The sequence below is a fragment of the Streptomyces sp. NPDC047315 genome (genome assembly GCF_040643215.1).
Lineage (GTDB): Bacteria > Actinomycetota > Actinomycetes > Streptomycetales > Streptomycetaceae > Streptomyces.
The window spans coordinates 1-11,340 of the sequence record NZ_JBEYTZ010000021.1; the positions used below are offsets into that span (position 1 = coordinate 1).

General features: G+C 72.2%; 10 protein-coding genes. All 10 read right to left on the reverse strand.

The annotated features are described in order from the left end of the window. Positions 1–184: 184 nt before the first annotated feature. Positions 185–1,879 (reverse strand): VanW family protein, encoded by a 1,695-nt coding sequence (locus ABZ842_RS23475; protein ID WP_361539862.1) that lies wholly within the window; start codon positions 1,877–1,879, stop codon positions 185–187. Between the two features lie 111 nt (positions 1,880–1,990). Then, complete coding sequence (locus tag ABZ842_RS23480) at positions 1,991–2,872, reverse strand: GNAT family N-acetyltransferase (RefSeq protein WP_361539865.1); 882 nt, start codon at positions 2,870–2,872, stop codon at positions 1,991–1,993. Between the two features lie 149 nt (positions 2,873–3,021). Further along, positions 3,022–3,402: a helix-turn-helix transcriptional regulator gene (locus tag ABZ842_RS23485; protein ID WP_361539868.1), complete on the reverse strand. Its 381-nt coding sequence runs from the start codon at positions 3,400–3,402 to the stop codon at positions 3,022–3,024. Positions 3,403–3,502: 100 nt separating this feature from the next. After that, positions 3,503–5,833 carry a methyltransferase domain-containing protein gene (locus ABZ842_RS23490; protein ID WP_361539871.1) on the reverse strand — a complete coding sequence of 777 codons (2,331 nt, stop codon included), beginning with the start codon at positions 5,831–5,833 and terminating at the stop codon, positions 3,503–3,505. Next, positions 5,830–6,525 carry an antibiotic biosynthesis monooxygenase family protein gene (locus ABZ842_RS23495; protein ID WP_361539873.1) on the reverse strand — a complete coding sequence of 232 codons (696 nt, stop codon included), beginning with the start codon at positions 6,523–6,525 and terminating at the stop codon, positions 5,830–5,832. Before ABZ842_RS23495 ends, ABZ842_RS23490 begins: the two co-directional genes overlap by 4 nt. A gap of 127 nt (positions 6,526–6,652) precedes the next feature. Further along, positions 6,653–7,672 (reverse strand): methyltransferase, encoded by a 1,020-nt coding sequence (locus tag ABZ842_RS23500; protein ID WP_361539876.1) that lies wholly within the window; start codon positions 7,670–7,672, stop codon positions 6,653–6,655. A gap of 126 nt (positions 7,673–7,798) precedes the next feature. After that, positions 7,799–8,908 carry a DegT/DnrJ/EryC1/StrS family aminotransferase gene (locus ABZ842_RS23505; RefSeq protein WP_361539879.1) on the reverse strand — a complete coding sequence of 370 codons (1,110 nt, stop codon included), beginning with the start codon at positions 8,906–8,908 and terminating at the stop codon, positions 7,799–7,801. Continuing rightward, positions 8,905–9,375, reverse strand: coding sequence for an FdtA/QdtA family cupin domain-containing protein (locus ABZ842_RS23510; protein WP_361539882.1), 471 nt, complete (start codon positions 9,373–9,375; stop codon positions 8,905–8,907). The genes ABZ842_RS23505 and ABZ842_RS23510 overlap by 4 nt, the downstream gene beginning before the upstream one ends. Continuing rightward, positions 9,372–10,169, reverse strand: coding sequence for a class I SAM-dependent methyltransferase (locus tag ABZ842_RS23515; protein ID WP_361539885.1), 798 nt, complete (start codon positions 10,167–10,169; stop codon positions 9,372–9,374). The genes ABZ842_RS23510 and ABZ842_RS23515 overlap by 4 nt, the downstream gene beginning before the upstream one ends. Further along, positions 10,166–11,305 carry a glycosyltransferase gene (locus tag ABZ842_RS23520; protein ID WP_361539888.1) on the reverse strand — a complete coding sequence of 380 codons (1,140 nt, stop codon included), beginning with the start codon at positions 11,303–11,305 and terminating at the stop codon, positions 10,166–10,168. The genes ABZ842_RS23515 and ABZ842_RS23520 overlap by 4 nt, the downstream gene beginning before the upstream one ends. Positions 11,306–11,340 lie beyond the last annotated feature (35 nt).

Below are 11,340 nucleotides of genomic sequence, written 5' to 3' on the forward strand. Positions count from 1 at the left end.
GTTTTGTTTCTCGCGGCCCTTTTTGGGGCTTGCCCCGCCTCCCCCCGCCCCCTTCATCCCCCCCCCCTTACAAGCGCTGGGGGTGGGGGTTTTTAGGGGCGCGGGGAACTGCGCGAACAGCCACGATGCACCCGCGGAGACCGACGCTCCCGCAGCGTTACGGCGGGTTCGTCCCCGGGTCGAATCAGTCGCAGGTGACTTCGTCGCGCGGCGTGTAGCGCGTCTTGAACGGCTCCCGCTTCACTTCCTGGCCGCCGTCCATGAAGATCCGCTCCACCGTGACGTCGAAGCCCTCCAGCGGCGTCTGCGGCTGGCAGTCCTTCGTGGCGCCGGGGCGGGTGCCGGGCTCCTTGACGTTGGTCCGCGGGCCCTTGACCGCCTTCACCTCGTCGTACTTCTTCGTGCCGAGGAAGGTCACGGTCACCTCGGTGTCCGAGGCGCTGGTCAGGATGTGGATGGCGCTGTCGGAGTCGTTCTTGAACCGCAGGTCGAGGCTGCCCCAGGCCACCGTCGCCTCGCGGCCCTCGGGGTAGCGCTCGATGTAGAAGGAGTGGGCGCCGTACTCCACCGGCTTCAGGCCGGCGAAGAAGAACGCGTTGAACATGGTGGTGGCGACCGTGGAGACGCCGCCGCCGGCCGCCTTCGTGTACTTGTCGTTGAGGATGATGATGCCGTCGACGAAGCCGTTCTCCGGCGTCCGCTCGCCGACGGTGCCGTTGAAGCTCCAGGTCTCGCCGGGCATGATCGTCGAGCCGTTGATCAGTTCCGCGGCCCGGCCGATGTTCTTCGTGCGGTACTCGGCGCGCTCGAAGGTGCTGGTGTAGGAGGACACCTGCTCCGTGATGCCCAGCTTGGCCACGCTCTCGGCGGTCACCTTCGGCTGGGTCTCGACGGTGGCCACCGCGCCGGTGCGGGCCGCGGAGCCGGTCTTGGTCAGCAGCGGCATGACCGCGTCGCCGAGGCTCTTGGCGTTGACCTCCTGGCCGGGCTTGCCGTCGGCGACCACCTCGACCTTGCCGCCGTTCAGCCGCAGGGTGGCGTCGGTGGCCTCGTTCGTGGCCGCGGCGAGTTGCGGCGCGATGCGCGGGTCCTTCAGCAGGGCCGCGCCGTTCAGCTTGGGTGCCAGCCGGTCGTCCTTGCCGGGGGCCATCGTCAGATGCTTGCCGAGGGTCGACGGGGAGATGGTGATCCGGCCGCTGGCCGTGGTGAGCGTGACGGAGCCGGACATCGCCGGGCGGGCGAACTCGTTCATCGCGCGGTCGATCTCGGCCGCGCCGATCTTCGCGGCGGTCTCCTTGACCGGCAGGGCGGTGGGGCCGGGCTTGCTGCCGGTGAACGCCGTGCGCACCGCGTCGACGGAGTCGGCCACGTCCAGCGACTGGCCGCTGAGCGGCTCCACCTGCTTCGCCTCGCCCTTGGCGAAGGTGATCGAGCCCTCGCGGACCTTGCGGTCGTGCTTCTTCGCCAGCTCCTCAAGGGCGGCGCGGGTGCGGTCCTCGTCGGCGTTCACCACCGGTTCGACCTTGCCGCCGCCGGAGGTGAAGAGGTTCCCCACGACCGTGAGGGGGTCCTTGTCGGAGCGAGCGGCGAGCGCCGCCGTCTCGGCGGTGTCGAAGCTCAGACCGGCCTTGGCCGGGTCGACATTGTCAGACTTGTCACCAATTTTCACTGGCAACGGCGCGCTGGCTATGCCCTGGAGCTGCTGGTCCAGCTTCTGCTTGGCGGCCGATTCACTCAGGCCCCCGATGTCGACACCCCGCACGGTGGTCCCCTTCGGGACCTCGTCGCCCGTCACCAGGAGCCCGGTGACGTACAGCGCCCCGGCTCCCAAGACGACGGCGCCACTCGCGACAGCGGCGGGATGTATTCGGCGACGCATGGATCTCCCCCGAAAAATGTCCGGAACGACAAGCTGGCCGGGCGCAGCCCGGCCAGGGTGGTCACTGCTAAGGACGTTACCGATACCTGGGTAAGCGAACGGTAAATAATCCTACCTTTCGTATTTCAGTGGATGGACACCGGGGTCTGGTTCCGGGGCGTCGGGCGGGAGGTCGGGCGGGGTCTTCGGGGCGATGGTGAGCGGGAGTTCGTACGTGGTGAAGGACCGGCCGTCGGGGGTGGTCGAGCCCCCGCGGGCCAGCCAGCCGTGCCGCTCGTAGTACGGGCCGGCGCCGCCCTCCCCGGTGAGCGTGACGAGGCAGACGCGGGCGCACCCGGCCTCGGCGGCGTCCGCGACGAACCGTGCGATGAGGGCGGCGCCGAGGCCGAGCGAGCGGGCCCGGGCCGCCACCGCCACGTACGCGAGGACCGCGGTGGGGCCGGCGGGCTCGGGGGCGGGCTCGGCCCCGGCGTCCGGCACCGGCGGTGCGGGTGGCTCCGTCGACGGCGCCGCGCGGCGCCCCGGGGCGAGGGTGCGGGCGTACCGCCCCGCTCGCGTCCGCAGGAAGTGCCCTGCGACACGGGGGCGCACGGCGAGCGAGAGCGCGCCGCGCGCGGCCAGCGAGAGCCGGTGGGAGCGCAGCACGTGGGCCCGGTGGCCCGGCGGGTCGAGGGCGCCGAGCAGATAGCCGGCCGGCCCCAGGTCCGTCTCCGCTAGGTAGCCGCGCGCGTACGGATTGTTCAGGTACGTGCCGCAGTACGCGGTCAAGAAGGCGGGTCCGAGGCGTGCGAAGAAGCCGTCAGGGAAATGCGTCAGGTGCTCCGCGACGACGTGCGGCAGGTCGTCCGCGGTCATCGTGCGCACGGCGGTGGGCGCTGCGGCGCGCCCGGCGTCCGCGGCGGCGCGGGAGCGTGCGGCGGGGACGGGGAGGCGGGGCGGGGCGGCCCCGAGGGCAGGGCTGGGGAGCGCGGCTGCGCGCTGGTCGGCATCCACGTTCCGCAAACTACTACACTGCGTAGAAGTTTAGTGGATCTGAGGTAGGAGATTGAACGCGAGGAGGGTGGTTGGACGCGAGGCGGACGAGGCCGCCGGACTCAGCGCCGCGCCGCGGCGCCTGCGGGCCGCCCGAGGCGGCGGGGGCGTCAGTCGCGCCTCTGCCCCTCGTCGACGGCCGGCGTCGCCGCGGCGCTCGAAGCGCCCGAAGTGCCCTTTCTGCGGTGGAAGTCGGCGTACAGGTCGGCGGGCCACAGCGGCGCCTGGAGGGCGACCTCCAACAGGAAGACGGTGCGCACGTCCACCAGCCCCGCGCCCGTGAGGATGCGCCGGACCGTGGGATGGGTGGTGCCCGTACGGGCGGCCAGCGCGCGGGCGCTGAGGCTGCGGGCCCGCATCAGCGCCCGCAGGCTGCGGGCCAGCGCCTGGCCGGCGTGGGCGGTGGGCGGTGCGTCGGCCGTCAGCGGGCCGTCGGGCCAGGTGCCGCTCTCGGTGTACGACGCCGGCGGGGCGTCGACGGGGTTGCGCATGGCGTACTCCTTCCGGAACGTTCATTTGCCGGCTGCCGCGCGAGAACGGCCGGCCCCCTCCCCGCGGAAGGAAAGGGGACCGGCCGTCACCGCGGCGGACTCAGTCGCGCCGCACGGCCACCACGTGCCACACCGGCATCGTGGCCTTGCCGAACTCGTCCAGTTCGAGACCGGGCAGGCTGTCCGCGTCGACGTCCCGGTCCGGGTACTCGGCCCGGGTCATCTCGACGACGTCGGCCGCGCCGAGCGAACTCGCGTACGTGGCCTCCTCGACGGACACCACGTCCCACACGCCGCCCACCACCTCGCGCAGGCTCCGCGCGCTGTGCCGGTGCGGACCGGGGAACGGCGCCGGCAGCTCCTCGGCGAAGGAGAAGATGTGCAGCCGCGCGCCCGGTCGGGCCGCCCGGTGCAGCGCCTCCAGGTAGCGCACCCGGTCGTCCTCGGCGAGCGAGTGGTAGCAGGCGCTGTCCACGACCGTGTCGAAGCGGCCGTCGAAGCCGGTCAGCCGGGTCGCGTCGGTGACGGCGAACTCCACCTCCACGCCCTTGGCCGAGGCCCGGGCGCTCGCCTCGTCCACCGCGATCTGCGACACGTCGACCGCGGTGACCCGGTGGCCCTGGGAGGCCAGGAAGGCGGCGTTGTCGCCCAGGCCGCAGCCCACGTCGAGCACGTCGCCCGTGATCAGCCCGGCCTTGTGGGCGTCCACCAGCGCGGGCTGCGGACGGCCGATGTCCCAGGGCTGGACCGGGGGAGCGTCCTGGTCGCCCTGATACATGCTCACGAAGTCGTATCGGTCCGGGATGTGGTCAGCGGCGAAGGACACGTTCTGCTCCGGAATCTGGGGGTGGGGGCGGTCGGCGGACCCTGCGTCGTCGGCGGGCGGGCGCACCGACATCGCGTGGTGGAACACGTCACGCGGGTCGTAGGCGGCCTTCACCCGCTGCAGCGCCGGGTAGTTGTCCTTGTAGTACAGCTCGTGCCAGGGCACGCCGGAGGTGTTCTCCGCGGGGTCGGTCAGGTCGACGTCCGGGTAGTTGATGTACGACCCGTCCGCCACCTCGCCGGAGACGGGCGCGCCGCCGGTCGACGCGAACAGCTCCCGGTACAGCCCGCGCACCCAGGCGATGTGCCCCTCGTCCTCCGCGGGGTCGTGCCAGGCGGCGGAGTACGCGGCCTTGATCACCGAGTCGCGCTGGGCGGACGCGGTGTCGCCGGGCGCGACCGCGTTGATGGCGCCGCCGTAGCTGTTGAGCATCATCAGCGACTCGCGCCCGAAGTAGTCCTCCTGGTGGAACCACCGGTACAGCGCGGCGATCTGCTCGTCCGAGTGCACCCCGCGCAGGTACGCGGCCTTCGCCTTGTTGCGGGCGCCCAGCACCGGACCGGAGTCGCCCTGGCCCATGTAGCGCACGCCGGTCAGCCAGGGCAGCCGGTGGCGGAAGACGAAGGGGCTGACGCCGGTGCCCTCTTCGACGGCTGCCAGGAACTCGTCCAACAGCGCGTCGGCGCCCGACTCCGGGTCGTCGCAGCCGTTCGGGCCCTCGGTGGCATCGGCGGCGTTGGCTATCTGAACGTACATCGTCAGATCACCGCCGGAGCGGTGTCGCACCCACAGCGAGGCGAAGAGGCGCGCGAACCGGGAGTCGGGCGCGCTGTTCGCCACGTGCCACGCCATGAAGTTGCGCACGAGCCGGGTGAACGCCGCCTGGTCGCAGCTCTCCCACGACCACGCCACCATCGCGGTCAGCAGCGACGACGGCGCCTTGGGCAACAACTGCTCCGGGGCCGGCCCCCCGTCCCCGGGCGAGCGCAGCCAAAAGCGCGTCACGATGCCGAAGTTGCCGCCGCCGCCACCGGTGTGCGCCCACCACAGCTCGCGGTGCGGGTCGTCCTCCTCACGGGTGGCGACCACGGTGCACACCCGGCCGTCGGCGTCGACGTGGACGACCTCGACCGCGTACAGGTGGTCCGCGACCAGGCCGTGCAGCCGGCCCAGCGGACCGTATCCGCCGCCCGTCACGTGCCCGCCCATGCCCACTGCGGTGCACACGCCCGCGGGCACGGTCACGCCCCAGTTGCGGTACAGCTCCTTGTAGACCTGGCCCACGTTGGCGCCCGCCGCCACGGCGAAGGCGCCCCGTTCCGCGTCGTACGACACCTCCGACATCAGCGACATGTCGATGACGACCTCGACGGCCGGGTCGGCGACGAACGCCTCCCCGCAGTGGCCGCCGCTGCGCACGGCCACCCGCTTGCCCTCCGCCAGGGCCGCCCCCAGCGCGTCGGCGACCTGCTCGGCGGTGCGGACGAGCACGACGCGGTCGGGCTCGCCGGTGAAGCGGTAGTTGTCGCCGCGGACGAACTCGGCGTAGCGCCGGTCGGTGGGCAGGACCACCACCGGGTCCGGCACGGAGGACTCCACGGTCACTGCGCACCCGCCGCATCGTCCGCGGCCGAGCGGGAGAAGACGACCTCGTACGTGTTCGACGAGCGCGAGGTCAGCAGCGGGCGGGCGGCGGCGCGCATCGAGCGCGAGTCCGCCGGCCGCTCCTCCTCCGGCAGGTTGTGGAACGCCTCGTACGCCGCCCGGCTCTCCCACTGCGCGTAGTTGACGACGAAGTCGCCCTCCAGACCGCGCAGGATCGAATGGGAGCGGTAGCCGGCGACGCCCTCCATCCACGGGTCGGGCTTGGCGAACAGGTCCACCAGGCGCGCCTGGTTCGCCTCCTCGACGCCCATGATCACGATGACGGTGAAGTCGTCGCGGTCCGGGGAGATCTCGATCCGCTCCAGCTCAGGGTGGAGGTGGGTGGCGACGACCTCGGTCTTCAACAGGTGCACGGAGGTGGTCAGATCGGTGAAGTACGGAACGGTGTTGTGCTTGAAGCTCTCGCCCTCGTAGCGGTCCCGCAGGTCCTCGACGCTGCGCCACTGGATGTAGTTGGCGGCGCACGGCTGGTCGATGCCGCCGTGCAGCGTGGAGGAGCGCCAGCCGGGGTAGTTGGCGCCCTGGATGATGCCCTGCATCGTGTCCAGCAGGGTCGTCTGGTCCTCGCGGGTGCGGGTGTCGAACAGGTTGAAGACGGTCAGCGAGCCGTTGTCCGGCGTGATGAAGGGCATCTGGACGTCTCTTTCGTCTCTGGCATCTCTAGCGTCTCGGGGATCGCTGGGAGCGCTGGGATTGCAGAGCTCCCGGGGATCGCGGAGGTCTCCGGGAGCTCGGGACCTCGGGGCTGCGGATCGCGGGTCAGGCCCGGACGGCTTCGACCACGCTGTGCAGGCCCGCCCCGACGATCCGGGTCAGCCGCAGCCCGGCGCGGTCGAAGAGGTCGGCGAACTCGGCCTCGGTGCGCTGCTGGCCGCCGCAGAGCACCAGCATGTTCAGGTCCATCAGCGAGACCGTCGGGTTGGGCCGGGCGCCGTCCGTCATCACGGCCTCCACCAGCAGCACCCGCCCGCCGTCGCCGAGCGCGGCACGGCAGTTGGCGAGGATCTTCAGGGAGCTCTCGTCGTCCCAGTCGTGCAGCACGTTGGAGAGCAGGTACGCGTCACCGGCCGGCGGCACCGAGGAGAAGAAGTCGCCGCCGATGATCTCCACGCGGTCCGCGACCCCGCTCCGCGCGAAGTTCTGCCGGGCCTCGGAGACCACCTCGGGCTGGTCGTACAGCACGCCCCGGGTCTTCGGATTGGCCTTCAGGACCGCGGACAGCAGCGCGCCGCGCCCGCCGGCCACGTCCACCAGGGTCCCGATGTCGCCGAAGTCGAACGCGTCCACGACGGGCGCGATGAGCTGCCGGGACGCCTCCGTCATGGCGTCGTTGAAGACCCCGGAGACGTCCGTGTGGTCCCGCATGAAGTCCCACACGTCCTGGCCGTGCATCCGCTCGAAGGCCGGTGCGCCGGTGCGCACGCTGTCGGCGAGCCCGGCCCAGGTGGCGCGGTCGGCGGTGAGCCCGACCCAGCGGGCGAAGTTGCGCATGGAGGTCGGCGAGTCGCTGCGCAGGGCCTCGCCGACCTCGGTGAGGGCGAACACCCGGCCGGCGCGCTCCTCGAAGAGGCCGACGTCCGTGCCCGCCCGCAGCAGTCGGTAGAGCGTGGGCGGGTGGGCGTCCACGGCGTCGGCGATCTCGTCCGAGGTCCGGGGCCCGCCGGCGAGGGCGTCGGCGATGCCGAGCTCGGCCGCCGCGCTGACGGCCGCGGCCATCCAGCTGGCGGTGGCGAGCTGGAGCACCCGGACGGACGGCGGCAGCTGGGGAGGAGGGGTCATGGCGCGCGGTTCCCTTTCGGTCGCGGTCGGGTGGGAGTGCTGGGGTGGAACGGGGTGAGGAGCGGTGCGGTGCGGTGAGGAGCGGTGCTGGTGAGGGGCGGTGCGGTGCGGTGCCGGGTGGGCGGCTCAGACCGCGGCGCGCACCGCTTCGATGACGTACGAGACGTCCGCATCGCTCAGATGGGGGCCCATCGGCAGGCTCAGCACCTGCGCCGCGATGGCCTCCGCGCGTGGGAACGCACCCGCCGGCCAGCGCTTCTCGTCGGCGTACGCGGGGGAGAGGTGGACCGGCACGGGGTAGTGGATCAGGGTGCCCACCCCCGCGTCGGTCAGGCTCCGCTGCACCGCGTCCCGGTCGTCGCAGCACACGACGTACAGGTGCCAGGAGGGCTCGGCGCCCTCGGGCACGGCCGTAGGCCGCAGCCCGGGCAGGTCCGCGAAGGCGGCCCGGTAGCGCTCGGCGATCTCGGCCCGTCGGGCGTTCCAGCGGTCCAGGTGCGGGAGCTTGGCCCGCAGCACCGCTGCGTGCAGCTCGTCCAGCCTGGAGTTGGTGGACTTCAGCTCGTGGTGGTACTTGCGGCGCGAGCCGTAGTTGCGCAGCAGCCGCAGCCTCTCGGCCAGTTCGGCGTCGTCGGTGAGGATGCCGCCGCCGTCGCCGAGCGCCCCCAGGTTCTTCCCGGGGTAGAAGCTGAACGCGGTCGCGGTCGCGAGCCCGCCGCCGCCGACCCGGGTGCCGTTCAGCCGTGCGCCGTGGGCCTGCGCCGCGTCGTCGATCAGCGCGAGCCCGTGCCGGTCCGCGACCCGCCGCAGCGCGGGCAGGTCCGCCGGCTGCCCGTACAGGTGTACGGGCATGACGGCCCGGGTCGCGGGCGTGACCGCCGCCTCGACGGCGGCCGGATCCAGCAGGTGGGTGTCCGGGTCGACCTCGACGGGCACCACGTCGGCGCCGGTCTCCGACACCGCGAGCCAGGTGGCGATGTAGGTGGCACTGGGCACCACGACCTCGTCGCCGGGGCCGATGTCCAGCGCCCGCAGCGCGAGTTCCAGCGCGTCGCAGCCGGTGGCGACGCTCACGCAGTGCGCGGCGCCGCAGTAGGCGGCGTACTCCTCCTCGAAGGCGCGCACCTCCTCGCCGAGCACGAACCACCCGGAGTCCACGACGCGGTGGTACGCGGCGTCCAACTCGGCCCGGATCTCGGTGTGCGGCCCCTTCAGGTCCAGATAGGGGACCTTCATGGGCGCGCTCCGGCATCCGCGAGGAACTCGTCGTAGCGGCGGTAGTAGTCGGCCTCGTCGTAGTGCTCGGAGGCCAGGACCAGCGCGATGGCGCCCTCGGAGAAGTTCACCAGGCTGTTCCACACCATCGGGCCGATGTACAGGCCCTGCCCGGGGTCGTCGAGCCGGCAGACGGCGGTGTCGACGGTGTCGTCCACGGCGACGTCGAAACTGCCGTTGATCGGGATGACGAACTGCTCCAGATTGCGGTGGGCGTGGTCACCGCGCACCGACGACGTCGGCAGGTCGTACAGGTAGAACAGCCGCTTGACCGGGAAGCCGATGTCCTTGGCGCCCTCGACGACGGCCAACTGGCCGCGCGGGTCCCCGATCGTCTGGAGCTTCATCAGCGCGCACGGGCGGACCTTGCCGACCCGGCTGACGTCGGTCCCGGCGGTCGTGCCGGTCGCGGCGGTCGTGTCGGTCATCGCGGTCCCCCGTCGGTCGTCTCGGGCGCGACGCCGAGGAAGAGCCCGCGGCCCGAAGGCCCGTCCTTGAGGAACTCGACCGCGAAGCCGGCCCGCTCGAAGGCGTCCTCGTACTGCTCGCGGGTGAAGAGCGAGAGCACGTGCAGGTCGGAGAAGCGGCGCACGCCGTTGACGGGCTCCGCCACGGTGTACTCGACGGTCATCCGGCTGGTGCTCCCGGCCCGCACGGTGTGCGAGACCCGGGCGATGGTGCGGCCGTCGACCTCCACCAGGCTGCTGCCGACGTAGCCGTCGAGGAACGTCTCCGGGAACCACCACGGCTCGACGAGCGCGACCCCGCCGGGCGCGACGTGCGCCCGGAAGGTGCGCAGGGTCCGCCGCAGGTCCTCGACCGACTTCAGATAGCCGACGGAGCTGAACAGGCAGGTGACGGCGGAGAACCGACGGCTGAGGTTGAAGGAGCGCATGTCGTCCTGGTGGACGGCGACGCCGGGGAGTTGGCGGGTCGCCAGGGTGTGCATCCACGGCGACAGCTCCACCCCCTCGACGTGGTCGACCGAGCCGCGCAGCGCCGCGAGGTGCGCGCCGGTGCCGCAGGCCACGTCGAGCAGGCTGGTGATCTCGGGGCGCCGGGTGCGCAGGACGGCGAGGAAGGCGTCCGCCTCGGCGGCGTAGTCACGGCCCCGGCCGCGGTAGATCGCGTCGTAGACGTCGGCGTGTTCGGCGCCGTACGCCTGCTCGACGTCGGCGGGCGTGGGAGGCGTGCCGGGCTGGCTCACCGAGAGGGTGCTCATCCGCGCACCAGTCCTTCCAGGTCCTTCACCACGTCGTTCGGGGTGGGCAGGGAGTTGAGCTCGTCGGCGAGGACCCGGGCCTGCTGGCCGTAGCTCCCGTCGGACAGGACCTTGCGGCAGGCTTCGAAGGTGCCGTCGGGGGAGCCCTCCTCGCGGTGCAGCACGACGGCGGAGCCCTGCTGCTGCAACAGGGCCAGCGACGGCTCGAAGGCGACGAACTGGTTGAGCACCACCTGCGGGATGCCGGCGGACATGGCGTTCAGCGCGGTCAGCCCGCCGCTGTGCACGATGCCGTCGCAGGTGCGCAGCAGGAACTCCAGCGGCACCCAGCCGGCGCGGACCTGCGGGAAGCGCTCGCGCAGCTTCTCCGTCGCGGCCTCGTTCGCCGCGACCACGATCTCGGCGTCCAGGTCCACGAGCCGGGACAGCAGGGCGCACAGGTGCTCGAAGATCTGCGGCATGGCGGTACGGAAGCTGCCGTAGGTGACGCAGATCCGGGGGCGCTCGCCCTTGGTGTACATCCACGGCTCCAGCGACCGCTGGCGGTTGCCGGGCACCCAGCGCATGGGGCGGCCGGGCGTCGCGAACGACGGGAGGAGGCTCGGCGGGCAGATGTCCAAGAACATGTCCGGGGCGGGCAGTTCGGCCAGGCCCAGCCGCTCCAGCTCGGGGGCGAGCTCTTCGGCGGCGTACTGCTCGGCGCCGCCGAAGTGCAGCCAGTCCCACGCCTGGCGGACGTGCGGGACGCCGAGGTGGGCCGCGACGAGCCCGGCGGCGTGCGCGTCGGTGCCGCCGATGACGAGGTCGGGGCGCCAGTGCCGGGTCAGTTCGAGGAGTCCGTCGAGGCTGACGGCGGCCTGCCGGCCGAACCAACGGCCCACGTAAGGCAGTTCCTGGTCGGGCGACCAGGGGAACTCGATCGGGCCGCCGGGGCGGTCCAGCTGCTTGATGCTCTCGGTGGTGTGCTCGGTGACCACGGCCACCGGAGGCAGCCCGATCGCCTCGATGCTGGAGGTCAACTCGTCGAAGGAGGCGACCAGGATCTCGTGCCCGGCGTTGCGCACCGCCGTGGCGAGCGGGGCGAGGGCGAAGACGCCCGCGGGGCTGGTTCCCGCTGCGATGAACAGGACTTTCATGGCTTCTCCGTAGGGTCGGGGCCGTCGTCCGGGCA

Bases quoted from the DNA above. Each gene is read 5' to 3' on its own strand.
- ABZ842_RS23505 (WP_361539879.1), bottom strand. From the start codon at position 8,908: ATGAAGGTCCCCTATCTGGACCTGAAGGGGCCGCACACCGAGATCCGG.
- ABZ842_RS23500 (WP_361539876.1), bottom strand. From the start codon at position 7,672: ATGACCCCTCCTCCCCAGCTGCCGCCGTCCGTCCGGGTGCTCCAGCTC.
- ABZ842_RS23510 (WP_361539882.1), bottom strand. From the start codon at position 9,375: ATGACCGACACGACCGCCGCGACCGGCACGACCGCCGGGACCGACGTC.
- ABZ842_RS23515 (WP_361539885.1), bottom strand. From the start codon at position 10,169: ATGAGCACCCTCTCGGTGAGCCAGCCCGGCACGCCTCCCACGCCCGCC.
- ABZ842_RS23520 (WP_361539888.1), bottom strand. From the start codon at position 11,305: ATGAAAGTCCTGTTCATCGCAGCGGGAACCAGCCCCGCGGGCGTCTTC.
- ABZ842_RS23485 (WP_361539868.1), bottom strand. From the start codon at position 3,402: ATGCGCAACCCCGTCGACGCCCCGCCGGCGTCGTACACCGAGAGCGGC.
- ABZ842_RS23495 (WP_361539873.1), bottom strand. From the start codon at position 6,525: ATGCCCTTCATCACGCCGGACAACGGCTCGCTGACCGTCTTCAACCTG.
- ABZ842_RS23475 (WP_361539862.1), bottom strand. From the start codon at position 1,879: ATGCGTCGCCGAATACATCCCGCCGCTGTCGCGAGTGGCGCCGTCGTC.